Source organism: Nocardia wallacei, from assembly GCF_029869545.1.
In the GTDB taxonomy this organism is placed as follows: domain Bacteria; phylum Actinomycetota; class Actinomycetes; order Mycobacteriales; family Mycobacteriaceae; genus Nocardia; species Nocardia wallacei_A.
This window is the reverse complement of sequence record NZ_JARWQD010000305.1, coordinates 42,474-69,260: the sequence shown is the minus strand read 5'-3', so window position 1 is coordinate 69,260 and position 26,787 is coordinate 42,474. Positions and strand designations below refer to the sequence as shown.

General features: G+C 67.3%; 22 protein-coding genes. 3 read left to right on the top strand and 19 right to left on the bottom strand.

What is annotated here, in order from left to right; genetic code table 11:
• Positions 1-285 precede the first annotated feature (285 nt).
• The 16 genes from QH290_RS26930 to QH290_RS26855 all read right to left on the bottom strand — a co-directional run bounded on the left by QH290_RS26930 (position 286) and on the right by QH290_RS26855 (position 20,397).
• The gene (locus QH290_RS26930) at positions 286-1,668 is read right to left on the bottom strand and encodes a hypothetical protein (RefSeq protein WP_280385961.1); all 1,383 of its coding nucleotides are present in this window, start codon (positions 1,666-1,668) and stop codon (positions 286-288) included.
• 98 nt (positions 1,669-1,766) lie between these two features.
• Positions 1,767-3,509 (bottom strand): hypothetical protein, encoded by a 1,743-nt coding sequence (locus tag QH290_RS26925; RefSeq protein ID WP_280385960.1) that lies wholly within the window; start codon positions 3,507-3,509, stop codon positions 1,767-1,769.
• The gene (locus tag QH290_RS26920) at positions 3,506-4,825 is read right to left on the bottom strand and encodes a DUF1173 family protein (RefSeq protein ID WP_280385958.1); all 1,320 of its coding nucleotides are present in this window, start codon (positions 4,823-4,825) and stop codon (positions 3,506-3,508) included. Before QH290_RS26920 ends, QH290_RS26925 begins: the two co-directional genes overlap by 4 nt.
• 47 nt (positions 4,826-4,872) lie before the next feature.
• Complete coding sequence (locus tag QH290_RS26915; RefSeq protein ID WP_280385956.1) at positions 4,873-5,550, bottom strand: hypothetical protein; 678 nt, start codon at positions 5,548-5,550, stop codon at positions 4,873-4,875.
• On the bottom strand, positions 5,547-6,941 hold the full coding sequence (locus QH290_RS26910; protein WP_280385954.1) for a type IV secretory system conjugative DNA transfer family protein: 1,395 nt from the start codon (positions 6,939-6,941) through the stop codon (positions 5,547-5,549). The genes QH290_RS26915 and QH290_RS26910 overlap by 4 nt, the downstream gene beginning before the upstream one ends.
• Entirely contained in the window at positions 6,938-7,435 is a 498-nt protein-coding gene (locus tag QH290_RS26905) for a hypothetical protein (protein ID WP_280385953.1), read from the bottom strand. Before QH290_RS26905 ends, QH290_RS26910 begins: the two co-directional genes overlap by 4 nt.
• Positions 7,432-8,808, bottom strand: a complete 1,377-nt coding sequence (locus tag QH290_RS26900) for an ATP/GTP-binding protein (RefSeq protein WP_280385952.1) — start codon at positions 8,806-8,808, stop codon at positions 7,432-7,434. Before QH290_RS26900 ends, QH290_RS26905 begins: the two co-directional genes overlap by 4 nt.
• 116 nt (positions 8,809-8,924) lie before the next feature.
• Positions 8,925-10,499: a hypothetical protein gene (locus QH290_RS26895; RefSeq protein WP_280385949.1), complete on the bottom strand. Its 1,575-nt coding sequence runs from the start codon at positions 10,497-10,499 to the stop codon at positions 8,925-8,927.
• Complete coding sequence (locus QH290_RS26890; protein WP_280385947.1) at positions 10,496-12,670, bottom strand: hypothetical protein; 2,175 nt, start codon at positions 12,668-12,670, stop codon at positions 10,496-10,498. The genes QH290_RS26895 and QH290_RS26890 overlap by 4 nt, the downstream gene beginning before the upstream one ends.
• A 9-nt stretch (positions 12,671-12,679) precedes the next feature.
• Positions 12,680-13,306, bottom strand: a complete 627-nt coding sequence (locus QH290_RS26885) for a DUF8175 domain-containg protein (RefSeq protein ID WP_280385945.1) — start codon at positions 13,304-13,306, stop codon at positions 12,680-12,682.
• Between the two features lie 142 nt (positions 13,307-13,448).
• Positions 13,449-13,844 carry a hypothetical protein gene (locus QH290_RS26880; protein WP_280385943.1) on the bottom strand — a complete coding sequence of 132 codons (396 nt, stop codon included), beginning with the start codon at positions 13,842-13,844 and terminating at the stop codon, positions 13,449-13,451.
• A gap of 50 nt (positions 13,845-13,894) precedes the next feature.
• Positions 13,895-15,298 (bottom strand): MinD/ParA family ATP-binding protein, encoded by a 1,404-nt coding sequence (locus QH290_RS26875; RefSeq protein ID WP_280385941.1) that lies wholly within the window; start codon positions 15,296-15,298, stop codon positions 13,895-13,897.
• Positions 15,295-16,860, bottom strand: a complete 1,566-nt coding sequence (locus tag QH290_RS26870) for a peptidoglycan DD-metalloendopeptidase family protein (protein ID WP_280385939.1) — start codon at positions 16,858-16,860, stop codon at positions 15,295-15,297. Before QH290_RS26870 ends, QH290_RS26875 begins: the two co-directional genes overlap by 4 nt.
• Positions 16,857-18,884, bottom strand: a complete 2,028-nt coding sequence (locus tag QH290_RS26865) for a cutinase family protein (protein ID WP_280385937.1) — start codon at positions 18,882-18,884, stop codon at positions 16,857-16,859. The genes QH290_RS26870 and QH290_RS26865 overlap by 4 nt, the downstream gene beginning before the upstream one ends.
• Positions 18,881-19,648: a hypothetical protein gene (locus QH290_RS26860; RefSeq protein WP_280385935.1), complete on the bottom strand. Its 768-nt coding sequence runs from the start codon at positions 19,646-19,648 to the stop codon at positions 18,881-18,883. Before QH290_RS26860 ends, QH290_RS26865 begins: the two co-directional genes overlap by 4 nt.
• A complete protein-coding gene (locus tag QH290_RS26855; RefSeq protein WP_280385933.1) occupies positions 19,645-20,397 on the bottom strand; it encodes a DUF8176 domain-containing protein in 753 nt (250 codons plus the stop codon). The genes QH290_RS26860 and QH290_RS26855 overlap by 4 nt, the downstream gene beginning before the upstream one ends.
• Positions 20,398-21,085: 688 nt before the next feature.
• On the opposite strand from QH290_RS26855, the gene QH290_RS26850 reads away from it, so the two are divergent.
• A complete protein-coding gene (locus QH290_RS26850) occupies positions 21,086-22,075 on the top strand; it encodes a Mu transposase domain-containing protein (RefSeq protein WP_280385931.1) in 990 nt (329 codons plus the stop codon).
• Positions 22,072-22,863, top strand: a complete 792-nt coding sequence (gene istB / locus QH290_RS26845; protein WP_280385929.1) for an IS21-like element helper ATPase IstB — start codon at positions 22,072-22,074, stop codon at positions 22,861-22,863. Before QH290_RS26850 ends, istB begins: the two co-directional genes overlap by 4 nt.
• Before the next feature lie 234 nt (positions 22,864-23,097).
• On the opposite strand, the gene QH290_RS26840 is transcribed toward istB, so the two are convergent.
• Positions 23,098-23,814 carry a HalD/BesD family halogenase gene (locus QH290_RS26840; RefSeq protein ID WP_280385927.1) on the bottom strand — a complete coding sequence of 239 codons (717 nt, stop codon included), beginning with the start codon at positions 23,812-23,814 and terminating at the stop codon, positions 23,098-23,100.
• A 460-nt stretch (positions 23,815-24,274) separates the two neighbouring features.
• Here QH290_RS26840 and QH290_RS26835 point away from each other — a divergent pair, with 460 nt between their 5' ends.
• Positions 24,275-24,835, top strand: a complete 561-nt coding sequence (locus QH290_RS26835; protein ID WP_280385924.1) for a dihydrofolate reductase family protein — start codon at positions 24,275-24,277, stop codon at positions 24,833-24,835.
• A 192-nt stretch (positions 24,836-25,027) separates the two neighbouring features.
• On the opposite strand, the gene QH290_RS26830 is transcribed toward QH290_RS26835, so the two are convergent.
• Both QH290_RS26830 and QH290_RS26825 read right to left on the bottom strand, forming a co-directional pair.
• Complete coding sequence (locus tag QH290_RS26830) at positions 25,028-25,453, bottom strand: DUF397 domain-containing protein (RefSeq protein WP_280385922.1); 426 nt, start codon at positions 25,451-25,453, stop codon at positions 25,028-25,030.
• A 10-nt stretch (positions 25,454-25,463) separates the two neighbouring features.
• On the bottom strand, positions 25,464-26,399 hold the full coding sequence (locus QH290_RS26825; protein ID WP_280385920.1) for a Scr1 family TA system antitoxin-like transcriptional regulator: 936 nt from the start codon (positions 26,397-26,399) through the stop codon (positions 25,464-25,466).
• Positions 26,400-26,787 lie beyond the last annotated feature (388 nt).

Below are 26,787 nucleotides of genomic sequence, written 5' to 3'. Positions count from 1 at the left end.
TCGCGGTGAATTCTTGGCGGTCCCCGGATCGGGTGTAGACAGCTGCCGCGGCTAGCGCTGGTTCGGCCGCCGAGGTGTCGTGGTGGGCGCGGTCGTGCAGCCAGGTGAGTGCGTCGTGCAGCCAGGTGAGTGCGTCGTGCAGCGTGTCGAACTCGGCCCTGCTGGGTTGGCGTGTTTCGTGCGGCTGGGCGGGGTCGGCGAGGATTGCGAATGCGGCGAGGTAGGAGGTGGCGAGGCGGTTGTCTCGTGGTCATGACGGATCCTCGATGGGTGAGTCGGTACGACTTACAGGTGGCGGCGCCGGACGGCCTGCCGAGCCGAGGATTGGCTTCGCCAGACGCGTTGGCGCCGTTGTTCTCCGCTGACGACTGCCGCCGGCTGTTGTGTGCGCTCGGTACGCTCGCTGCGGCTGCGTACCTCGCCCTTCTTGAGCAGCCTGCTGGGTGGAGCAGTCGAGGCGGGACGGCAGTCGACGCACTGTCCGTCGGTGACTTGCCGGTATTCGCTGCAGCCCTCACACCATCCGTTGCTGGCGGCGACCGGCTCTGTGGCGACCTTCGAGATGCTGTGCGGTGTCTGCTGTTTGGGTGTCTGCGGTAGTTCGGGGTGGTTGCGGACCCAGGATTCGATGGCGCGGTATCCGATGTCGCCCATGTCCCTGCACTGGTGCCATTCCTGCCGAAGGATGCTGCGTGCGGCTGGGCCGTTGTGTTCGGCGATGAATTCGCATCGGGCGTTGATGGCGTCGATTTTGCTGTGTCCCAAGGGAAGTTCCCGGATTCCGGTCATTCCGTCGGTCCGGCATGGGTTGCAGAGTCCGTCGTCGCCGCGTCCGGATCGGATGCGTTCGTTGTACGGCAACCCGTAGGGTGAGGTGCTGCTGTCGAGTGTCGCGCGTTCGAGGCGGCAGGCCACGCAGGGCAGCCCGCGCAGGGGTGGGGTGGCGTCTGCTTTGTCCTGGTCTCGGTAGTAGTCCTCGACCTCTTTGTAGCGGTCGTCGTCGTAGCCGCTGTCGTGCTGAATATCCAGCGACGCGAACGGTTTTCGACTGTCGCGGGTGAACGGCTTGTTGTCGTCGACGCCGGCCCGGCCGTCCGGGGCCTCGTCTAGCAGCTCGGTGTCGTCGATTGTTTCCTCACCCGTGCGCTGCCGACGTCGCTGGGCGGCGGCGTGGGTCCGTTGGTCGGCTGCGGTGTCGCCGAAGTACGCGTCGACAACGTTGTGTTCCTCGCGATTGGACGGCCGGGTCGGGCCGGTCCGCAGCGCCGGGTCCACGCGACGGCGCGTGTTGCGGGGTGGGCGGTAGAACTCGCTGCCGTTGGAGTTCGTGGCGTTGGCTCGCACGTTCCTTCCTCCGGCCGGTCGTGCGGGAAGAGGGTTGCCTGGCGCCTTGTGGACGTGGGGATCTGTTGGTGGCACCAGTTTTTCGATGAGTGCGCGCTGTGTCGGGTTGTTGTGCCAGAGCTGTCTCATCTCGGCTTTGGCCTCTTCGTACGGGTGGCGCTCCCAGATCGAGACGCACTGCCAGATCATGCCGAGCCGCTCGCGGTCGAAAGTCTTGGCGAGTTCGCGTACCTGCTGTTTGGCGCGGCGCAGGTCACCGGAGTTCACCAGGGCGGCGACCGCGGTGATCGCTTCGACGTCGCGGTCGATCAGCGGGTCAGCCATGGCCGTGCTCCTGCCGCTCGGCAGCGCAGTGTGCTGCGACCCGGGATGTGAATGGTGTTGTCATCGCGAAGCCTCCTTCGCTACGGGTTACGCGGAGTTCAGATGCGGCGGCGGTTTTGCGCCGCCGGGGGTTTCGACAGCCGCCTGCGCATGCGCTGAGCCCACGATGTCGTGGTGTCAGGGCTCGTTGCTTCGGCGCGCTCTACTGGGCCGCCTTGCGCATGGTCACCACTTCGCGCCCCATCGCGGGAGCCGTCGGCGAGTCGGCCCCTGCGATCGGTCGGTACGGGTGGCCTTACCCGGTCCCCGATGCTGTCGGTTCCGCGACTGGGCGATTCGCGGAAGGCGTCGGAACTCGCGATCCGACTGCCGAATTCATCCAGCAGCTGTTCGGCGGCGTGGCTCCACTCTGTGCTGTGTCCTGGCTCTGTGATCGAGTCGGCCAGCTCCTCGTAAGCGGCACGGTAGCCTGTTGTTTCGCGTGCTCTGTCTAGTCCGGCGGCAAGGTCGGCGACGTCGGTCGCGTATTTCCACAACTGTGCTTGTGCTATGTCGGGAGCGCGGACCGCCGGACACGGAATCGTTTCTCCTGTCCGGGCGTCGATGAGGACGGGCCTGGTTTCCAGACCGTCGAGGAATTCGCCAAGCCACGGGTGCACTCCAGAGCCGACCCGGTACTCACCGACGTACTCTGTCAGGTCGACGTGCTCGTTGTGTTCGCGCCGGTATTCGAGGGCGCGCCACTGCCCATCAGCGCTGTGGTAGCTGATCGAGACGCGTCGTCCGGCGTTTCCGGCCGCCGGTGCGGCGAATTCGACATAGACTCCGCGGGTTTCGACATCGTGGAGTGCTTTCCACTGCGGGTATGCAGGGTCGAACCGCTGTCGAACGGCGATCTCTATCTGATCAGCGATCTCCACCGACCTACTGACGGCGGAGTCCATGAGACTGGTGGTCGGCGAATGCAGGTAGTCGTCCCATGGGTCAGGATCGACATATCCCGTTGCCTTTTCATCGAGAGGCTCGAGACCGTTCAGAACCCGCCCGATCCTTCCGTCGAGCTCGGCCTGTAGTACCTCGCACTCCCAGTAGATGTCCGGGTGCATATCCCCGAGCCGCATGACGCTCATTTCGCTGCTCACGGCCTGATGAGCAGCAAGGAGCGCGTCCAGTGTCCCCCTTTCCTGAACTCGACCGAGGTGGTTGTCGAGATCGGTCAGGAACTCGAGCAGGATTGCTTGATGCGCCGCAGGCACCAGGACGGGCTCACGGCGGGTTGGTGATGTGCCGTTGAGTGTTGGTCCCCTTTGGAGTTGGCCTATCACGGCCCCCAGACGGTGCGTGTCGTCCAAGCGATAGGCGCCGATCGGGCGCAAGGCAACGCCGTCGAGATCCATGGATGCGGGTACTGATGACGAGATCACCCACTCGGGATCTGCGACCAATTCTCGGGCAGCGAACTCGTGATGTTCGGTGAAGATGATCTGCACGACGCGATGCGGCTGGGCGTCGGTCGCGGCAGCGAACACGACGTTCACTCCCTGGCGGCGCACGTTCTCGAATTCGGTATACGCCTCGTACTGCGGATCGAAGCGTTCCCGTACTCGATCGCGATGATCGTGGACTGTCGCATCGGGCGGCTGGGTTCTAACTGCTGCATCAAGATTCGCACCATCCGGATTCATGACATCGCTCGCGTCTGCGAGTTCCCGACGAGCCCGGTCGGCGATCCGTTGAACGCCGCCTTCGCCGTCGCTCTCCCATTCGGTCGCGGAATACACCACGCCGTCGACCACCAGGTCGTCGCCGATTACGTCGCGCCAGAAATTGAAGTCACTCATGGCATTTGCTGCCCTTCGCCGAGTCGCCTCGGACAGGCGGTTGTGCCGGGTCCGGCCTGTGTGCGCTGTACAGGCGGGTCGCCGAGTTCGACTTCGAGGGTGGGTTGGTCGGTTTGGTCGTGAGGTCGCCGGTCACGCCGTGCCGCTGCTGGTGGGGGTGTTTCGGTGGTGGCGTCGAAGATCCAGGAGTTCAGCTGCGACGTCGATAGGAGTGAGTCGATGCAGGTGCGCTGCCGGTCGCTGTCGTCGGGGCCGATGATGTAGCACGCGGTGACCGGCGAGGTGTCGATGAGGGTGAGGGCGGCCATGGGGGTGTCCGGGCTCAGGTTGTAGCGAAGTGATTTGACGAACCGTCGTCGGTCGTCGGTGAGCCGGTCGATGAGGCGTTTTTCGGTGGGTGTGGTGACGGGGATCCAGTGCCGGGTCACTGTCATGACCGCGATCTGTTCGACATCGGTTGTGCCCGTGTCTGTTTCACCGAGGGTGAGGATTCCGATCAGATGGGTGTCGGGGTTGTCGGCTCGCAGTGTGAGTTCGGTGCCGTACGTCGCGGTCATCCGGGCGTAGGTGTCGCCCGCGAGGTGTAGCGGGAGATCGGGGACGTGCTTGAACAGCAGTGCGGCGCCGGTGGTGGTCGGGGTGATGCGTTTGATCTCTCCGACGGCGATCATGAGCCGACGGCGCGATCGGTTGCCGGTGATGTGGGCCAGGGCGGCTGTGCGCCGGGCGATGATCTCGGCCTTGCGCTCGGAGTTGAACGTTTCGGGTATCCAGAGCCGGTTGACCAGCGGAGTCCGGTGGGTTGTCTTGTCTTCCGCGGCGGCGAGTAGGTATTTGCGGATGGTGGCCCAGTTGCGTTTGCCGAGCATGCCTGGTGTCCATCGGGTGAATCCGGCGTCGTCCCACAGCAGATGTAGCAGACCGCGCAACGTGAGCTTGGTGGGATCGCCGCCGCTGTCGTCGGCCCCGGTGGTCGCGGCTGTGGGGTCGGCGCGCCGTCCGTGGTGGGTCAGCGGGAATCCGAGGGTGATCCGGGTGGTTTCGGGCTGCTCTTTCACCGCCTTCCCCAGCAGCTGCGCCAGTCCGGAGACTTCGGGTGGCGGTGCGTAGGAGCTGCACAGCGGGTCGTGGGTCGATCCCGTGCCGGGCATTCGTTTGATCAGGTACCGGCCGCTGACCTTGGCGATGTACATGTCGACTCCGTCGCCGCCGTAGCACGTGCAGCGGGGCCGGGTTCCGGCGGCGTGTGCTGCGGCGAGCACCGTTTGCGCGTCGCCACGATCGCCGTCGATGGGGTGCCCGTCGATGACATACATTGGCTGTCACCGCCTTTCGTGGATGTCGGGGTGTGGTCCGGTGGCGTTCATTGCCGTCGCCTGCTGCCGCGTTCGGGGATCCAGCCCCCGGCGATACGCGAGTACACCCAGACGCGGCCGTCGTAGCGGATCGCGACGGTGCGCCCGGCTGCTTGGATCGATTGCGCGGATCGGTTTGCGATGAGGTCGGCCATGTCCTCGTCGTCGACGAGTTCCGGTCCGGTGGTCTCTTCCGGCGCTGCGGGGTTGCGGGCGTGTTCGGGTCGGCCGGCGAGGTCGTTGTGGACGAAGTCGTCGAATCCGGGATGGGTGGGTTGGGGTTGGGTGCGGTAGCCGCAGCGTCCCGGTCCGCAGCTGGAGAAGTCGCTGATACGAGTGAGTTGGTCGATGGCTGGCCAGAGCCATTGCTGGTGCCAGGCGATGAGGTCCTCTCGCGGTGTGTCGTGCTGGTCAGGTCCGGGTAGGTAGGCGGCCTGGTGCGCGGCCAAGAGCGCGGTGAGCGTTTCCACAGCGCTGCCGTGCCGGAACCAGCAGGAGGGAACGCGACTGCCGAGTTGGTAGCGATGCCGCAGCCAGTCGACCCAGTCCGCGAGTTCGCGCCACAGCAGTGCGGCATCGGCGGTGTCGAGGTCGGCCCAGCTGAATCGGCAGGCGTCGTCGCGGCCCGTGCTCCGATGAGGTCGGTCGAGCGCGGTATCCGGGGGTGTGTGCGGTTCGACTGTCATGGCTGCCTCATTTCCTGTGCGTCGAGGCGCAGATGTGGTGGGAGTTCGCCTGCGGCGACGAGGGTTTCGAAGGTCTCCAGCGCCGCCCGGACCTGGCGTTGGGTGTGAGGGTCGTCCCACACGCTGGGCAGTCGCAGGACGGCGGCGGGCGCGTGGCGGTAGATCAGCAGCCCTTGGTCGTGGTCGAGTTCGCGGATTTCGTCGGCGCGCAGGACCGGTTCGTCGCGTTGCTGGTAGCTGCGGCCCATGGTCCGCGACAGGCTGGCTTCCCATCGTTTGCGTTGCCCGAGCAGCCGCGAGACGGCTTCGAGTTCGTCGCCACGCAGACCGGGCAGCAGCAGCATCGCCGGTGGTGATTGGCCGAGCATGCGCCCACCGATCTGGCCCCAGCGCATTTCGTTCTGGGATTGGTTGTGCGCGAACGCCCAGACGGTGATGCCTTTGCCACCGCTGTCGGTCATGATGCTGGGCAATTCCGGGATGGGCGCGACGTTGTTGACTTCGTCGAGCACCAGCCGCACCGGCGGGTCGATCCGTTTGCCGGGCCGTTTCTGTGAGGCGCGGTCGGCGACGTGGTGGACCTCGGCGGCCAAGGCAGCGACGAACGGTGCCATGCTCTGTGACGTGCCTTTGGACAGCAGGTAGAGGGTGTTCGCGTGCGCGGTGTCCAACACGAACGACTCGACCTCGAAGGACTCCGCGGCGGGAACATCCACCGCGGCAAGCATCTTCGGTGAGGCGAGGGGCTCGAGCAGGCGGGCGGCGGCGGCCAGGACGTCGTCGCTGGATTCGGAGCTGGAGCCCAGGATCTGTTCGAGTTCGGCGGCCCAGTCGGGCAGGTGGGCGCCGAGGATGTCGACGGCGGTGCGGTTGGTGCGGCTGGGCACCCAGACGCGCACGTCGCGGATCGACCGGTCGTCGAGGGCGGCGGCGTGCAGATAGCAGCGCAGCAGGGTGGCGGCTTTGGATTCGAAGTAGCCGCCGTTCTTGGTGCCTTCCAGCGGCATCGCCTTGGTGAGCGCTTCGGCGCGGCGAATCGCCACGTCCGGGTCCGCGCAACCCGACAGCAGGGACCATCGGATTTTCCCGGGCCATCCCGAGAGGTCTTCGGGGTCGAACACCGCGATGCGGCCCTGTGCGGCGCGGTCGAGGAATGTCGCCGCCATCAGATCGGTTTTGGTCGAGGTGGCGGCGACGAATCCGGGTGCGTCGTACACACGCTGGTATGCCAGCCGCCAAGTCTTGCCGGATCCGGTGGGGCCGTAGACGATGACGCCGTCGCGAGGCGACAAGCACACCGACGATCGCGGGTCGGCGGCCAGGACCCCGACCCGGACGGTCCGCCGGTCCGGCACCATCGGCCGCCGCCGGAGTCGATTTCGGACATTCATCGCCGCCACCTCCGTCGATACCGGCGCGGCTCGCGCCGAGCTTGTTCGGGGAATTCGGCGGCGGATTTGCGGGCGGCCGTGCGCGGGTCGAGCCCGACCCTGCGCAGGTCACCACGGGTTGCCAGCCCGACACGGCGACGGCGGTGACGGCGGCGGGAGTCGATCTCGGCGCCAGCGATCGCCACCGCGCTGCACCAGGCGATCGCGACGAGGATCATGCAGGTCCAGGTCAGCCAGGCGGGACCGGGTCGCGGGTCGGCCGGCCACGCGGCGGCGGGATCACTCCAATGTTCGGTCAGCCGCGCCAGCGTGGGGGTCAGCTCACGCCAGCCGGGAGCAGCGGGCCCGCGTAAACACAGCAACGCAGACAGGGCCCCACCGCCGAACACAGCAACGAACCCGCCGCAGACGATGTGCAGGGCGAGCACCACCCCGGCCGGAAGCACCGGTTCCATGCGGATGGGATTGGGCAGCGGCGGCCGTTGCGTAGTCATGCTGCGTTTCCCTTCACAGCACGATCGGTGTCCGTGAGTGAGACCTCCAGCGGGGATCTGATGTGCTGCAACAGAAATGGGTCGCGCCGCCCGATCTTGACCAGCGCTTGGCCGCGGCCCAGGCGCATCAGGGTCTCCTCGGTGCCCGGGGGAAGCCGGTACATGCGGCACGTTTCGCGCACGTCGTCTTCGCGGCCTTGCCCCATGAGCACGACGATCGACGCTTCCTGCATAAGCGCCCGCGCCGGTGAGTCCACCGGAAGATCCGAAATGTGGTGAAACGCCGACACGGTGCACAGACCGAGCCCGCGGGACAGTTTCATGTTCGCCTGGAACACTTCCCCGGTGCTGCCCTGAGCGACGTGCCAGCCCTCTTCGACCACGAGAATCGTCTGGGCGAATCGCGAGGAGCGAGCGGCAAGCCGGTTGGCCAGCCAGGTGTTGATCACGGTCATGACGACTCGCAGAGCGGGCCCGTCGGTCGGCAGAGCACTCAAGTCGAAGTGCACCAGGGGGTGGGTGTCGAGGCTGTCGCGGATTTCCGGGCTGGTTTCGGCGTCGACGAGTCCTTTGAGGTCGCGGTCGGCCAATCGCAGCAGCGCCAGGCCCGGCTCGAGGCCCCATTCGAGACCACGCTCCGCCCAGCGACCCCCGACGGCACCGAAGTCGTGAGTCTGTGGATCGAGCAGTCGCATCGCCAGCTCGCGGATCACCGGGGCACGGCCCTGCTCGCGGGCATCAGCGTTGACGAGTTCGAGCGCGAGCCCGACCGCGGATTTCTCTCGTTCGTCGAGTTCGCGGCCCATGCTGTCGGCCAGCACCGCCAGCACGAGCGCTTCCTGTCCGGCGGGCACGACCCCAGTCAGGCCGCCGGCGTGTTCGCCGCCGGTGCTGATCGCGGGGTCCAGCAGATTGACGCATGCTCCGCCGCCGCCGGCCCGGAATCGGATCGACGCCGCCCCGAGCGTCCGGGCGATCGGTGTGTACTCGCCGCACCCGGATTGCGGCTTCTTGTCCAGCACGACGACCTGCCGATCGGCGACGAGCTGGCGCAGCCCGAATGCGGTTTTGATCAGCGCGGATTTTCCTTGGCCGATGTCGCCGATGACGCAGACGTTGATCCCGGCGATCGCGTCGCCGTAGAGAGCGAACGGGTCGAGGATCTCGAGCTCGCCGGAGACGATGTTGAGCCCGGCGACCACGCCCTCGTGCCGCGAGGAGCGACGGCTGGTCGCCAAATTGAGCGCCTCGGCCTGGCGGGTCGTCGTCCACGCCCCTTCGGGCCGCTGCTCGTACCAGCCGTACCGATCGAGCAGGCGCCGCCGTCTCGGCACGCCGCGCCGGGGCTGCTCGACATCTCCGTGCTCGGCCACCGGTGCGGCCTTGCGTCCCCGGGATGCGCGCCACGAACGTCTTCCGCGCAATCTCGGCTTGCTGCCGGTCTTGTCGGGGTGCCCGGCGCGGGTACGTTCGCGAGTCAGTCGGCGGATCATCGGGTGTGCCTCGTTTCGGCCAGGCCGCGCCCGAGGGGCAGCGTGGAGAACTGGGCGACGTCGTGATCGCCTGAGCACCAGCGGATTTCGGCGAGGGCGGACTCTGTGGCGGCTTCGGTGACGCGCAGGCAGGCGCGGTCGAGGTCGTCGGCGTCGCGGCCGGTGACGGCGACCGTGATGGCGTACACGGCGCCGTGGTGTCCGGAGCCGGGCATCAGGTCCTGGCGGCGGCGGTCGGAGGCGGAGGCGAGCACTTCGGCGGAGCCGTCGCTGATCTTGCCTTTGGCGCGTTCCTTCTGCTTCCGGGCTTCGTCGGCGGTGAAGTCGCCTTTGGCGGCGGCGCGGGCCTTGTGTGAGGGGACGAAGTCGATGCGCACCGACACCGTGCGGATGGTCGGCATCGGCGGGGTTTCGTCGTCGCCGGGATCGGCTTCCACACCGGTCAGCAGCGGTGAGAGCCACAGCGGGCCGAGTGGGACCGGTTCGATGGCGCTCGGCGGGATGAAGCCGACGCGGGTGCGCCAGGAGCCCGCGGCGCCGATCGCCACGCAGTCGGTTCCGCCGATGTAGCTGGGCCAGCAGGTGTCCCATTCGGAGTCGGCGTGCCGGCCCAGCCGGTAGTCGGGATCGATACAGCCGCGCAGCACCGCGCAGGCGCGTTTGCGTCCGTAGACCTCGACGCGGCCCATCCCGGACAGCACCAGCAGGCGTGCGGCGCGTTCGACCTCGTCGCGGATGACCGCGGCGATGCCGCCTTCGATCGGCGCGTTCTTCGCCCGCGCCGCTCGTGCGGTGGCGGCCATGAACTCGTCGGTTTGCGGGATGCGCAGCACGACGAAGACGCGATGCTCTTCGGCGAGCGGGGTGAGCACATCGATCAATGCCCCGTAGGACTCGACCGCGGGTAGCAGCCGCGTGTCGCCGAGCTTCCCGACCTGTTCTTCTGCCCACCGCTGGTGTGGGGTCATGTCCAGTGGCACCGACCGGTGGACCAGTTGGATCCCTCGAATGAGGCTGCCCGGCCGGGCCAGCTGTGCTTGCAGGCTGCCGAACGCCGCGGAGGTCGCGGCGTAGGCGGCGTCGCCGCGCAGTCCGCCTGCCACGCCTTCCACGGCCAGCATCACAGTGAAGAAGGTCCGCTCTCCCGGGTTCGCGGTGCGCAGGATGAACATCTCGTCCAGGCCGGTTCCGGCGACGTCCAGCGGGCTGGTGTTCGCCAACGGCGGCGGCTGCGCCCAGCCGGGATCGAGCCCAGGGTGGCCGTAGGCGGGGTCGGCGGGGTTGCGGTAGATGTGTTCGCCGCGACGGCGGCGCGTCCAGGTCCGCAACGCGTGCAGCCCGCGCGAGGCCCAGGACGGTTTGCCGCCGAATTCCATGGTCGCGGCGAATACGGCGGCCAGCCCGGCGGCGATGGCGATGATCGACCAGGTCGCTCCGCCGCCGATCACATACAACGCGATCGCGGCCAGCATCGAGCATCCCCAGGTCGCGAGCACGGGCTGTGACAGGCCGAGCCAGGAACGGCGGGCGATTTCGCCGCCGAGCATGTAGGTGCGTTGCTGGTCTGTCATTCCTCGGCCTCCCCGGGTGCGGCTTCGGCGGCGGCGCGGCCCTTCTCGAGGGCTGCGGCAGCTCCGGCCGCCGCGACGGGAATAGCCGCCGTGCCCGCGGTCGCGGCGATCGCCGCGCCCTTGCCGACGCTGCTACCGAGTCCGGACGCGAGCTTCCTGCCGATACCGCCACCGCTGCTGCGGTCCGGGGCACCGGTTTTCGTGTCACCGGTTGTCGTGTTGGCGGTCGCGTCGTTTCGGCGGCTGCCCATCGTGGCGCCCAGATGTGCCTCGGTCCGGCTGCGGCCGTCGTCTCGGTCGGAGGTCCGCCAGCTCGGATCGCCGTCGTCGGTGCCGCCACGCCGGTCCGTCTGTCGCCTCGAGGTGTCACTGCCGGTCGTCGAGGAGTCGTGGTGGGACCGGCGTCGTGACAGGGCATTCGCGCCGAATCCGCCCATGGCGCCGGCGAGCAGGGAGCTGGAGTGCCCGCCGAAACCGTTGGCGTCGCTGCGCGACGGCAGCAGCGGTGCGTAGCGCAACAGAGACCACGGGGCGAGGCCGACGACGATGAACGCGACGACGACCAGGCACAGTTGCCCGAGTGTGCTGAGGGTGCCTTGCCCGGCGGGCTGGCCCGTCAGTGCGGCGTTGACCACGGAGGTTTCCAGAGCCAGCAGAAGGAACAGCAGGGGTTTGGAAGCCACGAGGCCGATGAACAGCAGCACCGGGCGCAGAGCCTTGGTGCGCCATTTCGGGTGGACCCACATGCCGAACCCGATCCCGGCCGCGATCGCCAGGGCGGGCAAGGCGACCGCGTGCATCAGCAGGCCGAAGAACACGGCGAGCGAACCCGCGATGAGCAGCAGGAAAAGCAGGAATCCGACAACGACACCGCCGGGCAGCGCGGGCGCGGTCAGTTTGCCGCTGAAGCGTTCCAGGTTCGTCACCATGTCGCCCATGTCCGGACCGGAGATACGGACGATGCTCTCGGACATGGCATTCGACGCGCCGACGATCAGTTGCGCGAGCATCGGCGCGAACAGCATGAGGAGCACGCCCGCCGGGAGGTAGCCGAACAGGTCCGCGGCGATGGTTTTCACGGTCTCCCCCTTCGCTGCTGCTCGCCACAGCGCCAGCAGGGTCATCAGGCCCATGACCGCAATACCGATACCGCTCGCCAATGCGTACCAGCGCAGAAACCACTCCTGGGACGGGTCGAAGGCGCCGACCGCGACGAGGCCGCGCAGAACCTTGCTACTCAGGTCCACGGCGGAGGCTTTGCTGGCGTTGGCCCAGTCGTCGATCACCGACTGCGGGTCGGCGACGAATTTGATCGCGGTCGGGATCGCGGTGCCGAACACCCAGCTGAACGCGCTCACGACCGCGTTGCCGGCCGCGTAGACGCCCGTGTCGCGCAATGTCTCGTCGATCCGGTCGGACAGCGATTTGTTCTGGTCGATCCAGTTCGCGGTGCCGGCGAACAGCCGTGCCACATGCGTGTTCCACGCGACGCAGTTGCGCTGGTCTCCGCTCGGCGCGTCGGCCTGGTCGCAGTTCACGAAAAACGCGTGGGTGCAGTAGTTTCCAGGAAGGTCGCCGCCGCACGGCGCGGTCCACGCCTTATCGGGTACCGTCTGCGCGCCGCCCGTCTTGCGCATTTCGGCCAAGGACTGCTGGTCCGGTGCGGCCGACCAGACGAAACCCCACGTGTTCCATTGGGGATTCGCCCATCTCTTGAGGTCGTCCGCGCACGCCGGCTGCGGTAATGCGTAGGCCGGGTCGCCGGACGGGAATACCTTGGGCAGCAACTCTTTCGACGGTTCCCGGTTTGGTTCGCTGTCCGCCTCGAGTCGAGGGTCGAGGGAATGGTGTCCCTGGGCTCTGGCCGCGCCGACGGCGTACGCCTTCTTCTGGTCGTCGGTCATCGACCAGTAGATGAGGCGGTCCTCGTTGGCCAGCACGGCGTTGATGTAGGCGCCGATGTCACCGCCGCGGTCGGTGCAGGTCCCGGTGAACCAGGCCGCTTTGAATTCTGGGGTGTTGCCGATGAATTTGCGCAGGTCCGCGGGGAATCCGTTCGGCAGTGACCCCGACGGGGTGGCCGGGCCGGGCTCGGGGTCGGCGCTGGCGGTGCCGGCTCCGGCCAGTGCCAGCGCTGTGACGATCAGGAGCATCAGAATTCGCCGCATCATGGGCTCCCTCTAGTCGATGTAGAAGGTGTAGTAGCCGCCCTGTAGGGGGCGGGTCAGCGGTGATCCGGAGCCGGGGGCGATGGCCTCGTCCGGGGTGGGTCCGGTGTGGGTGGCGAGGTCTTTGGCTTTCCAGTCGCCGCGTTCCCAGACCAGCGACACGGTGGTGCTCGACCACAGCGTCATGACCGAGACCGGGTCTCCGGGGGTGATCGAGTCGCGTGACACCGCGACGGTCCACACAGCGACCTGCGCGGTGTCGGCGTTCACCGACTCGACAGTGACCGCGGCGGGCAGCACGTTGAGGACGTTGCTGTCGTGCTCGCGGCCGGACGCGATGTCCAGCGATTTCGTCAGTCCCGGTCCGGGATCCGACGCGGTCAACGCCGACCGCACCGCCGTCGCGGTCACGCGGCCTTGCCCGGCCTGGGTCAGTGCCTGAACGACGTTGACCGCTGCGGTGGCCGCGCCTGCCCGATCTCGGGTGTAGCCGGTGGGTACTCCGCTGGTCACGGTGGTCGGACCGTGGCCCGCGCGGACGTGCCCGCCGCCGGGACTGGTATCGCTTCCGTCGTGCAGCGACAACGCGGCCACCACAACGAGCAGACCGGCGGCGCCCGCAGCCAGCAGCCACCGCATCGACACTCGACGCGCGAGCCCGTGTCGCCGCGAGCCCGGCGCTCCGAGGGGTGCCGGTGGTGTGGAGGGCGGCTTCGCGTCGGGCGAGAGTGATCCGAATCCTGTTGTGCTCATAGCGTTTCCCTTCGGTGTACGTCCGGGCTCATCCGCCGACGACGAACAGGACGGTGCCGACCATCGGTGAGGCGAGCGCGACGAGGCCTAGGGCGATCAGGGCGTCTTGGAGTTCCTCGGAGCCTTCGGCCAGGTCGTTGGTGTAGCCGCGGGCTTTGGCGCGGCGCACTTTGAACGCGCCGACGATCACTCGCACGACGCAGCCGATCAACACCAGGGCCCAGATGAACGCCACGAGGCGTTTCCAGGTGGAGTCCATGGCCTCGCCGAACAGCCCGAAGTTCGGGGCGATGCCGCCGAGGGGGTTGGGGATCGCCGCGTCGGCCGTCGCGACGCTGAGCGTGACGATCAGGCACGCTGTGGCAGCGCTGACCGCAGTTCGCCAGGCGGTGCGTAGCCGGTGCGATCGGGTGATGGATGTCATCGGTGGGGCCTTTCTGGGTGGTGGTGGTTCCGGTCGGGTTGTCATGGCGTTCACCGCCGTTCGCCGTAGGGCCGGCCGTGGTGGGGAACCGCGATGCTCGCGCTCGGGCAGCCCGATCCGCACCGCGCGGAGGTCCGCGCGTCGTCGGGGGTGCAGCCGCGGCAGCGGCGCGGCGCACGGCTGCTTGGGGCGCGGTAGCTGTCGGGCAGGTAGGCCCCTTCCAGGGGTGCCGACATGCGCGTCAACATGTCGGCGAGCCCGTCTGCGACCGATGCGGCCACCTGTGTCCACGCTCGCCTCGATGAGGCTGTCAGGCGCGACCACACGATGCGTTCGCCTCCGGCCAGCAGCGGGTCGTGCGGCACGTCCAAGATTCGGGTGATGCCGGCGTGTTCGAGCGCGCCGACGATGGCCTCGCGGGCGGCTGGATCGGTTGGGGACTGTGTGGCGAGGGTGACCACCGCTCCGGTCACCAGGTCCCGGCGCCCGTACGCGGCCATGGTGTCGAGCATTTTCAGCGCCATATACGCCGCGTCGCGGCGGCACACCAGGGGCACGACCAGCTGGGTGGCGTTGTCGACCGACCAGGAGAACGGTTCGGCTCGATCGTTGTCGCCGCTGTCGATCACCACCATGGACCGGTGCCGTCGCAGCACCGCCATGATCGCCGCGCACTCGTTACGCCCGATCACCTCGAGACGGCCGGAGTGATCCGAGGCCAGGACTTCGTCGAGCGTGGGTTGCAGTCGCAGGTACCGCGCCAGGCTCGAGGCGTCGGCGGCCGGGGAACACAACGCACGCGCATTCGCCAGCACATCGACCACGGTCGGCGCGGTGTCTGTGCTGACCGCGGCGCGCGCGGCGAGGGTGCCGCGGGATTCGTTGGCGTCCCAGGCCACCACACTGCCGCCGCGGTACACGCCGAAGATATTGGCCAGCACGATCGTCACCGGAGTGACTCCGGTGCCACCCTTTGGGTTGGCGACCAGGATCACCGGCGTGCCCGGTAACGGCTGTCGGATCCGTTCGACAGCGCGGCGGTGAGCGACCTCGCTGCCGTCGCGAGGCGGGCGCAGCCGGCTCCCGAATGCGTTGACCCGGCCGCGCCAGCCCCACTCGGCCGGGTCGGTGTCGACGCCCTCGGCTTGTTTGAGCACGACCGGACGTGCCTGGTGTCTGTCGTTTCCGTCAATGGTGTCGGTTCGCAGGTTGTGTTGCCCGACCCCGTACGGGTCCGGGATCTCCTGCGTGTCGCCGATCTCGTCGCGATCTTCGTCGGCGTTGTCGGGCTCCTGCGGTCCGCCCGGTGCGGGGGTGGGGCGCAGGCGCTGGCGGCGCAGGTCGACGATCGCCTCGGCGTCGTATTCCGTTGTGCCGCCTTGGCCGTCGTCCGGTGCGGTGTCCGTCGACGTGCCGTCCGGCTGGTGTTGCTGGTGGTGGTGTTCAGTGCTCATCCGAATCTCCTCACTGACGGGTTGGAGCCGACAACGCTCATGGGGGCGGTCTTGACGACGTCGCCTGTTTGCGGGGCGTGCACGACGGTCCCTTCGCCCACGTAGACGGCGACGTGGCCCGGCGCGGGCCCAGCGGGAAAGACCAGGTCTCCCGGCTGGATCGCCGATTCCGGTACGGGAGCGCCGCGCGGGTCGTCGACTTGTTCCTGGCTGGTGCGCGGCAGGATGATCCGGCCGTCGGTGGCGACGGCGACCGCGCGCAGGGTGAGGCCGGAGCAGTCGAATCCGGGCGCGCCGCCGTCGGCGGCGGTGGGTCCGTCCGCCCCGCCGCCGCCCCACACGTAGGGGTGACCGCGCCAGCGCATCGCCTCGGCGACGATCGCCCCGCCGATCGAGGAACCGACCGATTCACTGCCGGTGAACGCCCGGGCGGCGGCCGGGATGGCACGCACGTACTTGCGGGTCTCGCCGTTCTGGCAGACCTGTCCCTGCCGCAAGGTCTCGTCGGCGCCGCAGTTGTACATCGACAGCCACAGTTCGGTGAGATCGCCGCGCAAAGTGCCTTCTGCCAGGCCACGTTTCGCGATGCCGGCCAATTCGCAGTCGTAGCGGCCCTGGCTCACAACCGCGTCGGGGATACTGCGGGGATCCTTGCGGCCGTCACCGTCGGCGTCGACGGCCGGCCCCTCCGGGGCGTTCCAGGTGTCGGGCATGAACTGGGCGGGCCCGACCGCGCCTGCCGGGCTGGTCGCGTCGACACGGAACCCGGACTCCTGTTGCAGCTGCGCGGCCAGCAGCGGCGCGGTCACCTCCGGGCACAATGCGGCGGCGCGGGCAATCCACGGCTCGAACGCCTCCGGCACCGAGCCCGCCTTCAGTCCCCCGTCGCCCGGCGCAGGGCCGCACCCGCTGCCGTAGCCAGGTCGCCCGGTCAGTCCGCTGCGGTTCGCGACCAGATCGATGGCGTCCGTCGCGGTCTCGCCCGCGCCGCGGGCGGTGAGCCACTGCATCGGATCGGTGTGTTTACCGCCGGACAGCTTTCCTCCGGGCACGACTTCGAAATGCAAGTGGGGCCCGGACGATTCGCCCTCGCTGCCGACATCGGCGATGTGTTGGCCCGCGCGTACGGTATCGCCGGTGTGGACGAGCACGCCCGCGGCCGACATGTGCCCGTAGACCGTCGACACGGTCCGGCCGTCGCTGTCGGTGGTGTCGATGACGATCCAGTTCCCGAACCCGTCGGCAGGCCCGGCCGCCACCACCGTGCCGTCGGTGGCCGAGTAGATCGGCGTGCCCGCCGCGGCGGCGAAATCCTGTCCGCTGTGGAACTCTCTTCCCCGAGGCCCGTACGGCGAACTCGGGACGAAAGTGCCTGGCGCCATGGGCATCACGACACGGGTGGGCCCGCGCGATGTCTCGCGCCGGGGCATGTCGGGAAGGCAGGTGGGGTCGGTGTGTCGGGATCGACCGGAGACGATGATCAGCATGACGATCACCGCGACGACCAGCCCGAGGACCATGATCGCCTTGCCGCCCGACGCCACTGTCGTTTCCGTGCTCACGACACGGCTCCGACCTGCCGGATACGCCCGGCGAACCAGTCCGTCAGCCAGGTAACAGCGGTGCGCCCGGACTCGTCGATGACGAATCGGTCGTACCCCTGATGTGCGCCCGAGGCGAAGAACGAGGCCGCCGAGACGCCGTCGGTAACCAACTGACCGAGGTCCGCCGCTCCTTGGGACGTGCTGTTGACCAGTGACTCGGCCAAGCCCGCCAGGTTCGACGCGCCGCCCATCGAAGCGGTCGGCGTACCTGGCTGCGGCGTGTCGAGCGCGGTGCTGGGGGTCTTGGCGGCTCCGGTCAGTGTGTTCACCGCGGTCGTGGCGAACCCGAGCAGCGTCGGAATGAGCCCGACGAGCCGGGCGCCGATATCGACGAGGTTGCCGCCGCCGGTGATCGCTTCAGCGATACCCCACAGTTGTTCCTGGAACCCGCCGACCTGCAACGCGAGCTTGACGACGTCCAGGTTCCCCAGGATGCCGACGATCACCGACGCGATCTGGGCGACGCCCTGCGGGTCGGGGATCATAGCCAGCAGGTTCGACACCATGTGCAGGTCGACTCCGGCGGCCATTTTCACCAGGGGGTTGCAAAGGTTGTTCAAGGTGCCGAACTGCTCATGCAGGCCACGGACTTTCGCGGGCAGGTCGATGCCGCCGTCCGCGACGATGGTGGCGATCTGGCGCAGGGTGTCCAGGATCTTCGGGACGTTGGTGGCGAAGTCGAGGGTGTTGGTCGCGACGTTGACCACCTGGTCGAACACCGTCGACGGTCTCAGGATCGACAACACGGTCGTGGCCTGCGACAAGGTGTCCGCAGGCATCGCCGACAGCGGCGCCGTCGAAGACGCCAAAGCGTTCGCCGACCCGGCGACATCCGGCGTGGGGCCGCCGCCTCCGTAGCCGGCTTGTCCGGCGATCGTGGCCAGCGAATCCAGCGCCGTGCCAAGGTTGCTGTTCTTCGCGGCGGTCAGCACCTGGCTCGCCTGGTGTTCGGGCGACCCGGCCGGTGCGTTGGCCAGCCGTTCGGTCGCCGCCCGATTGCTGTCTGCCCAGCCGAGCAGATCGGCCAGAGGCCGCAGCGTGTCCTGCACCGCCGTGACCGCGCCCGGGTCGATTCGCCCGGATAGGGCCTGTGGCACAACGGTATTGAGATTGTCGGCCAGCTTCGGCAGATCACCGCGCCCGAGATCGGACACCAGCGACTGGGTCAGTGCCTGCAGCTGCGCCGCATCGGCACCGGGCACCCCCGTCTGATCGGTGTTGCCTCTCGGGTTGTCCCCGCCGGATCGCGCACCGTCGGGCCCGGGCGCGGCGGGCTGGTCGCTTCCACCGCCGAGGATGCGGCCCAGCCCGGCCAGGATCGGGTTGGTCGCGGCGTTGGTGTTGCAGTACTTATCCCGTGGATCGCAGATTTGCGCGGTCACGGCCGATAGCTGGCAGAACCCACTGGGGCGTGGTCCGGCGATGCCGTGCCCGTCCAGTGGAGGGCCGACGACTTTGCCGCCCTCCGTGCCTTGCTGCGGGTCGGCGATCAACCCGACTGCGATCACTCGTTCCGGCGGGATCGGACCTTTGCCGCAGCCGATGCTTGCGGCGAGGTCGCCGATGACGTCGGCGCCCTGGCTGTATCCGGCCAGCACGAACTTCGCTGCGCTGCAGCGTCGGGCGAGATCGGTGAGCTCCCCTGTGGCGGCGGTGATGCCGGTGGCCTCGCTGGCGCCGTAACTCAGGCCGCGGTCCCATGCCGAGGCGCTGTAGCCGAGGAATTGGGACAGGAATCGGTCACCGAACCGGTCGCTGAGCCCGGTACCGACCGGTCCGAGCAGCCCGATCGGCTGAGCGGGGTCCGCTTGCGGGTGGGTCTCCCCCGTGCCCGGCACGAATATCCCGGCCACGGCGGGGCAACCCGGCCCGCTCGCGGAACCCGGTGCCGGTGCGGCGAAGGCGGGCGTCGTGCCGGTGAGAAGGGTGGTCGCGGCGAGCGCCGCGATCCAGGTTGCGGGGGTGGCGATCGGTCGCTTCACAGGCCGACTCCCATCACGATGTCGGCGTACGCCGTGGTGGTTGAGGAATGCAGCTGGTCGACGCTCAGAGCGACCCCGCCCACCAGATGCGGGTCATAGGGGACCTCGAACACGTCGCGCACCCAGCCGCTCAGGCTTCGGCGGATCTCGTCAGCGATGGATTCCGTTCGCCGATCCTGGTGCGTCACAACAACTGTCGTATCGGCGACGACGTCGACGCCGAGGTTGTGGTCCAGCCATTTCAGGCTTGTGAACAACCGGTTCGCCGCCCCGCGGCGGGCCGGTGCCGTGACGATTAGGCCGGTGTGGCCGTCACAGATCAGCGGCAGCAGCTGCTGCGCCGAGACGTGCCCGCCGCCGTCGTAGATGCCCAGATACCCCGACATCCTCAGCAGTCGCGCGGTCGTCCCGATGGTGGCTCGCGGGGGCAACGCTGTGTCGTCTTGCCACAGCAATCCCGCGCCGATGCTCGACGAGAGCAGCAGTTCGCGCGTGACCGACGTTGCGCCGTCGCCGATTTCGGTCAGCCACGCTTGCAGCGACATCGGACGCATCAGCTCGTCTGCTCCGCGCAGGCCGAGGTCGCCCCCGGAAGTGCTCGCATCGACGGCGACCGCGTCCCAGTCCGTCGTGGCGCCGATGGCCGCCGCCAGCCCCCACGCGGTGGTGGTCGCGCCAGCGCCGCCGCCTGTCCCGACCACAAGGACCGCGGGAGCGAGCGGCTGCGGGATGGCCAGCTCTTCGGGTTCAAATGCGGTGCTCATCGCGGCGTGATCCCGGTGATCAGGACCCGACCGTCCACGACGGTGGTGGTCACGGTCTGTCGATAGACCACCCGGGCACGATCCCGCCGGGTCTCGGTCAGGTCGACGTGCCAAGAGTTCGGCCCCGCCGGGGCGACAAGGACACAGAACCCGGTGCCCGCGGGGATGGTGTCGATGCCGGCCTGGATGGTCTCTGCCGCAGGCACATTCGCATCAGGGGTAGTCACCGCTCGTGCGGCTGTCCCGGACCGCGTGACGTAGTAGGCGGTTTCGAACGCCATCACGGCGCCGGGGCCCGAGTCGGTGCCGCCGGTGCCCGAGCCACGGACGGTGTCTCCGGTGACTACCGGCGTCGAAGAGCAGTCGCCGCCCTTCTGCGCGACCGGACTCTGCCCCGGGCTGCGCTGGTCGACGGCAATCGGGGCCCGAGTAGGCGCAGTGTTTCGGTTGGTGTGGTGCAGGAGTACGCCCATGGCGACCGCGCCTGTCACCACACAGACGCTCACTGCGGTCAGCGCGAGTCTGCGACGACGAGTTCTAGTCGCATAGTCGCGTGCTCGCCGAGACGCGATCTGCGTCCAACGAACGTCGAAGTCCTCAGCCAGATCGGTCGGGTCGGAAACTATGCCGCCGTGGCTGTCGGTGTCGGCAAGATGACGCAGCTCGCCCGCAGCGCCTATGTCCAAATCCAGCGCTGTCAGGTACCGATCCAGGTGCCGTTGTGTGCGGGTCATCGCCGAGCCACCCATCGATGCGGCACCGCGGGTCGGCCCATCTGCGCATGCAGCTGTTGCCGGGCCTGCCGCACGCGTTCGACCGCCGGGCGGACCAACGCCGGGGCGGCATCCACCAGCCACTGAACGGGCCGTATCACCTGCGCGAACTGTCGCGTGACCTCGGCGACCAGTGCACGGACCTGACTCCCCAAAGACTCAGCGCCGGACGCTGCCCCGCCACCGGTTGTGACGTGCCCCGTCGCACCCAATGAGCCAAGCGGGACACCGGCCTGCCCGGACTCGGCGACCGCGAGACCGACGCAGACTACGGCAACAGCCGGTGGCAATACACCGGCAATGACGGCGCGACGACAACGATGTTGCTCGCGATTGGACTTCCGCATCGGCGGCCCCACTTCCACGGCGACCCCACCGGCAACCGCGAAAACCGCAGGCGATCAACGCCGTTCGCGGCACACGATGCTCAAGCAGGATCAAGGCGAATGCGCACCGACCAGCGGCCCCGACGCAACAGCGCCGATCACCTCACAGGTCGGGAAGCCACAGCACAGGCACGCGTTCACTACGCGGTTAGTGCCCTTGTGGCGCTACATCCGGGTCCGCTGCCAGCGATCACCGGGGAACCCTCGAGAAGAGGACGCACATCCAATGTAGGACGGATCGCCCGAACTCGCAACCACCTGGCTAATAACCAGTTCGCGTGCGCCTTCCCTGCCTGACGGTGGACCTCGGACTTGGAGACCGGGTCCTGCACGCCATCATCGAAGAGCTGCCCGGCGGCGGTCTGCGTGAACACCCATACACGCGGGTGACTTCCGGCGGGACGTCGCAATCGGCCGGTATCGGCTGGTTCCGACGCAACCGCCTGGTCCCGGTCCCGGAAGTCGACTCGATCGCCGAGCTCAACGCGATGATCGATGAGTGGGACGCCGCTGACGACAACCGCCGGATCGGGGCACGGCCACGCACGATCGGGGAAATGTTCGCGGCGGAGGCCGGGTTGCTGCGCCCCTTGCCGGATGAGCCGTTCGAGACCGGCCGCTGGTTCGCACCGCGGGTCGACCGTTACGCGCAGATATCGGTGCGCACCAACAAGTATTCGGTCCCGGTCCGGTTCATCGAACGCCAAGTCCGGGTCCTGCTGCACGCCTCGGAGTTGGTCGTTTACGACGGGCCCACCGAAATCGCCCGCCACGAACGGCTACTCGCCAAGGGCGGATCGCGACTCGAGCTCGATCACTACCTGGAAGGGCTGCTGCGCAAACCCGGCGCGCTGCCCGGGGCGACCGCGCTCGAACAGGCCCGCGCCGCAGGCAAATTCACCCCGATCCACGAAGCCTGGTGGGCCGCCGCCCGCAGAACTCACGGCGATCAACACGGCACCCGCGCCCTGATCGAGGTGCTGCTGCTGCAACGGCATATGCCCCACGACCTGCTCGTCGATGCTCTGGCCGCGGCCCTGCAGTCAGGCGCGCTGACCGCGGATGCGGTCGCGCTGGAGGCCCGCAAGATCAGCGAAGCCCAGCCCGCGCCCGAACCCGTGGTCGATCTCGACCTGCCGATCGACCCGCTGCCCTCACTGACCGCGCGCCGTCTCGCGCACCTACCCCCGGACACCCGCCCGCTGCCCTCGGTCGCCCAATACGACCAACTGCTTCGCCTCCCCAGAGCCCAGAAAGGCACCTCATGACCGGAAATTCCGTGATCGGACGACGCAACGGTCTCACCGAGCCGGCCGCCGACACGGCCATCGACCAAGCCTGCCGAGTATTGCGGCTGCCGACGATCCGCTCCCTATTCAGCGAGGTCGCCGACACCGCCGCCAAAGAGCAGATGTCCTACCGGGCGTTTCTGGCCGAGCTGCTACTGGGCGAATGCGACGACCGGGCACGGCGCCGCTCCGAACGACGCATCCGCGCCGCCGGATTCCCACGCGACAAGTCGCTACGCGCCTTCGACTTCGACGCCAACCCCAACATCGACCCCGCCGCCATCCACACCCTCGCCACCTGCGACTGGGTCCGAAAGAGCTTGCCGCTCTGCCTGATCGGCGACTCCGGCACCGGCAAATCCCACCTGCTCATCGCATTGGGCACCGAAGCAGCCATGCAAGGCTTCCGGGTGAAATACACCCTCGCGACGAAACTGGTGAACGAGCTGGTGGAAGCCGCAGACGAGAAGGTGCTGTCTAAGACCATCGCCCGCTACGGACGCGTCGACCTGCTCTGCATAGACGAACTCGGCTACATGGAACTCGACCGGCGCGGCGCGGAACTGCTGTTCCAAGTCCTCACCGAACGCGAAGAGAAGAACAGCGTCGCCATCGCCTCCAACGACAGCTACTCCGGCTGGACGAAAACCTTCACCGACCCGCGACTCTGCGCCGCAATCGTCGACAGGCTCACCTTCGGAGGACACATCATCGAAACCGGAACCGACTCCTACCGACTCGCACACACCCGCACCACCAAGAGCTGACCTCAACCCGACACACCCACACCGCTCGACCGACACACCGGTCGAGCGGTGTTCGTTTTCACGCTCAGAACCCGGCACCAAACCGCCCACCCGATGCCCAGATTCACGCCAAACCGACGTCAGAATTCACGCCCAGAGCCACCACGCCTACCGTGAGCACAGCGCCTCCACGCGCTACACGGCCCTCCCGGACAGCACCGAGCCAAGGACTACCGGGAGGGCCTTCGCATGCCCTCATCGGCACGGTGCCGCCGCCAACCAACACCACCCCGAGCCCGGCACACACCAAGATTCGTCGGCACCCACAATGCCGCGAAACCACCCGCTACGTAGGAACTTTGAATGCCTTCCAACAGCCCGCCGGATCGGATGCACACGATGCAGGGTGGTCTTCGTCCGCATCAGATACACCTCACCCGCACCCACCTCAAGCCGATGAACCGCACGGTCCCGCAGAATCCCATCCACGTCAGGCCGATGCTTGTCCCACACCGTGTGCGAAACGCACTCGACGAACCCACCGTCCACGACGGGAGGACACTCCGCGACCCACACGAGCGCGAAACTGTAGTCATCCCAATGCCATCCGTGCGTATCCTCGGGCCGCTCCAACCGGGTGATCACGAACTGCTCCGGCTCGTACGGACAGGCGAACACCTGCTCACCAGCTATGCGCGAGACCGCATCGATCACCGCCGAGGACCGGTAAGCAGACGGAATCACGGTGCCGTACTCAGCGATTCGAGCGCGCGTGACGTTCCACATCCGCCGCGGCGTCGAATCCGTCGCCGCCAGCGTGAGATCACGACGAACCGCAATGGTGTCAGCCAACCGAATAGCCTCGGCCGCAACAGCGTTCACAACGTCTGGCGAGATGAACGATGTGACGCTTACACATCCACGATCGTCGAGCGCTCGCCCCGCACAGACGAGTTCTTCGTCCTTGTACACATGCCTCCCAACCGTCGCCGACGGCCACGTATTCGTACCACGTGTTCGAGACCTACAGCCTAGTTGGGCATTCCACTGCAGAGCTCCGGCCAGCGGCCGGGCGACAGTGCTCCCACTGACGCCTCGGCTGCTGCTGCGCGAAGGTGCAGAGTCTCAGATCGCGAGACATGTCGATCTTGGTTGACCAGCGGGTTCGTTGGGTTGTCTCACAGCATGCCATTTGGCTCGAGTCTCAGTTCCGTGGCATTTCTTCAGGTCCGCGCTCTTTCTGCGTCGTACCTATTTCGGACGAGCACGGGCAGGACTGGTGGCACTTCTTGTGCGAATTTCTCGCCGGGCCCAGTACGCCACGTTGAGCCCCGAACACGAGGACTGCCTGTGAGCGCCGATCACACACAGATAAGTTTCCCGTTCCGCGCCGGTCATTACACCGGAGACCGACTCACGGAAGGCTTGCACCATGCGGAAACTGATTTACGGTATGAACGTGTCCCTGGACGGCTACATCGCCGCGGCCGGCGACGACCTCGGCTGGGGCGGGCCGCCGGGCGACGAGCTGTTCGAGTGGAGGCTCGACCAGGAGCTGGCGATCAGTCTGTCGCTGTACGGGCGCAAGCTGTGGCAGACGATGAGCTCCTATTGGCCGACCGGCGACCGGCAGCCCAACGCCACCCCGGCGGAGATCGAGTTCGCACGGAACTGGCGGGACACGCCGAAGGTGGTGTTCTCCTCGACGATCGACAAGGTCGACTGGAACACCCGACTGTTCACCGGCGACGCGATTGCCGAGATCACCCGGCTCAAGGCTGAGGACGGCGGCCCGATGGGCATCGGTGGCGCGACGCTCGCCGGGGCGGCGATGCGGGCCGGGCTGATCGACGAGTACGTGATCACCACCTATCCGGTCCTCGTGGGCGGCGGCACGCCGTTCTTCACCACGCTGGACAGCTGGGTGAACTTGAACCTGGTGGAGACGCGGGCTTTCCCCGGCGGCGTGGTCCTGACCAGATACGAGACGTGAGAACTCGCCGCACCGAGCGGTCTTCGCACGCACCAACTCGAAACCTCCTGCTGCGGAAGCCAACTGGCGAAGATCATCTACCAATCAACAGCAGAACGCGCGGAGTCTCGAAACGATGGCGGATCCGCCACGTCACCGCCAACCATTCTGAGAATCCGCCACGAGTTCTGAGGCCCTACAGAAGGACGACGTCTAGGCGGCAGCGGGGGAAAATTCTCCGGCCTGCACACCCTTGGTAAAGGCGACCCACTCGCCGATCGTGAATGACAGCGCCTGATTACGGAAGTCGCGAAGTGTAGTTGTTCCGTCGGCCTCACGGATAATGGCCGGCACTTCGTCAGGCGGGCCTTCGAGGCTCTCTTCGGCTGCGACAACCGCGAGGAACTCGGGCCAGGCCGCAGCCGGGACGGTGATGATCGGCTCGTCGGCCGGGTCGCCCTGGTACTTGTCGTCGCGTATGAGCACGGTGTCCGCGTCCTGGCGGACCACGACGCAGTTGGACGAGTCGCGCGAGAACGACGACTTGAACCAACCAAGACTCACGACAACACAGCTGGACGTGTCGCGCGAAAACGACGACTTGAACCAGTGCCGTCCACAGTTACTTGCAGTGCCCATATAGATCATCCTACTCAATGAAAACCTCAAGTCTACCTGCGGATTCGTCGATCAACGCGAGGGACTGGTCAGGCGAGAGCGCCTGATCCTGCACATATTCGAACGATCGGCTGAGGTCCAAGACCTTGTCGGGATCCTCGATCATCTTTGCTTCCAGCGGTGACTCGAACCAGGCGAGTGGTCCGAGCTGCGCGCTGGTGAACTCCAGGACATGGAAGGTGCAACCGCCGAGGATTGGCCCCTTCTCACTCGTGAACGGAACGATCCGGAAGTCGATCGTGGCCTTGTTCTCCCTAATGGTCCTGGCCAGGTACTGAAGCTGGTCACGGAGCACTCCAGGCCCACCGAACTGCTGCTCGATCGCGGCCTGACTGACCACCGCGACCAGACGAAGTGGGTCATCGCCGAACAGGCGTTCCTGGCGCTTCATCCGTGCCGCGATCCGGCGATTGACCTCCCTGGCCGGGATCCCGATCTGGTCGGCCTCGATGAGTGCCCGAGCGTAGGTCTCTGTCTGAAGCAACCCGGGGATGAGCAGGCTCTCGTAGGTTCGTACTTCTTCGGCACCGTATTCGAGGCCGAACTCGTTGATGTGCTGCGCAGAGAAAACCTTGCTGTAGGCTGCCCACCAGCCACTACCCATCGCGTACTCCCGCAGCTTCAGCAGATGCTCCCGCTTGTCATCGGGGAACTGGAGCGCTTCGAGTACTTGGATGAACCTCTCGGGCTTGACCAGCTTCTTCTCGTTTTCGAACCTCGACCAGAAGGTGCCCACGACGCCAGCGGCGCGTGCCAGGTCCGGCCCCGTCATGCCGAGTTCTTCCCGTCGATCACGACAGATGGCGACGATCTCCCACTTGGCAGCTACTGACGAGATTGGTGGCATCGGAGCCCCTTCCTTCCAGTCTGGTGGCTGTACAGTACGCGCGCGGATCGCCATCAGCATATCCCCAGTATGTGTCGAGGGAGTTTTGTAGATCACTTGCGTGGTGCTATTTACCAACATATAGTCCGATGTGTCGGCCGTCACGTTGGTAGACGAGGCGGTGGGCGTTCGCCGCAGGACTAGTCCGGCCCTGCGACCAGCGACTAGCAGGTGATAGCCATGCAGCTCGTTTCGGGAATCGACGCATCTGACCGTCTATCGGCGCGGTACGTGAGCCAGGGCGGATGGTCGCCGCTGTGGCTGCCGGGGCGCACAGTGTCGACAGCTAGGGCGATATCGGCGATCCGTGCGGCCGAGGAGTTGCGGCGTGAACCGTCGCCGGATGACCAGGCGTGGACCGTGATTCGTGACGGTGCGGAGGCGCTCGGGCTGACGTTGCGGGAGTTCT

Excerpts from the sequence above, each read along its gene's own strand:
- QH290_RS26915 (WP_280385956.1), bottom strand. The coding sequence starts at position 5,550 with ATGACAGTCGAACCGCACACACCCCCGGATACCGCGCTCGACCGACCT.
- QH290_RS26880 (WP_280385943.1), bottom strand. The coding sequence starts at position 13,844 with ATGACATCCATCACCCGATCGCACCGGCTACGCACCGCCTGGCGAACT.
- QH290_RS26895 (WP_280385949.1), bottom strand. The coding sequence starts at position 10,499 with ATGACAGACCAGCAACGCACCTACATGCTCGGCGGCGAAATCGCCCGC.
- QH290_RS26825 (WP_280385920.1), bottom strand. The coding sequence starts at position 26,399 with ATGCTGATGGCGATCCGCGCGCGTACTGTACAGCCACCAGACTGGAAG.
- QH290_RS26920 (WP_280385958.1), bottom strand. The coding sequence starts at position 4,825 with ATGTATGTCATCGACGGGCACCCCATCGACGGCGATCGTGGCGACGCG.
- QH290_RS26910 (WP_280385954.1), bottom strand. The coding sequence starts at position 6,941 with ATGAATGTCCGAAATCGACTCCGGCGGCGGCCGATGGTGCCGGACCGG.
- istB (WP_280385929.1), top strand. The coding sequence starts at position 22,072 with ATGACCGGAAATTCCGTGATCGGACGACGCAACGGTCTCACCGAGCCG.
- QH290_RS26830 (WP_280385922.1), bottom strand. The coding sequence starts at position 25,453 with ATGGGCACTGCAAGTAACTGTGGACGGCACTGGTTCAAGTCGTCGTTT.
- QH290_RS26860 (WP_280385935.1), bottom strand. The coding sequence starts at position 19,648 with ATGAGCACCGCATTTGAACCCGAAGAGCTGGCCATCCCGCAGCCGCTC.
- QH290_RS26905 (WP_280385953.1), bottom strand. The coding sequence starts at position 7,435 with ATGACTACGCAACGGCCGCCGCTGCCCAATCCCATCCGCATGGAACCG.
- QH290_RS26890 (WP_280385947.1), bottom strand. The coding sequence starts at position 12,670 with ATGATGCGGCGAATTCTGATGCTCCTGATCGTCACAGCGCTGGCACTG.
- QH290_RS26930 (WP_280385961.1), bottom strand. The coding sequence starts at position 1,668 with ATGGCTGACCCGCTGATCGACCGCGACGTCGAAGCGATCACCGCGGTC.
- QH290_RS26885 (WP_280385945.1), bottom strand. The coding sequence starts at position 13,306 with ATGCGGTGGCTGCTGGCTGCGGGCGCCGCCGGTCTGCTCGTTGTGGTG.
- QH290_RS26835 (WP_280385924.1), top strand. The coding sequence starts at position 24,275 with ATGCGGAAACTGATTTACGGTATGAACGTGTCCCTGGACGGCTACATC.
- QH290_RS26925 (WP_280385960.1), bottom strand. The coding sequence starts at position 3,509 with ATGAGTGACTTCAATTTCTGGCGCGACGTAATCGGCGACGACCTGGTG.
- QH290_RS26855 (WP_280385933.1), bottom strand. The coding sequence starts at position 20,397 with ATGGGTGGCTCGGCGATGACCCGCACACAACGGCACCTGGATCGGTAC.
- QH290_RS26875 (WP_280385941.1), bottom strand. The coding sequence starts at position 15,298 with ATGAGCACTGAACACCACCACCAGCAACACCAGCCGGACGGCACGTCG.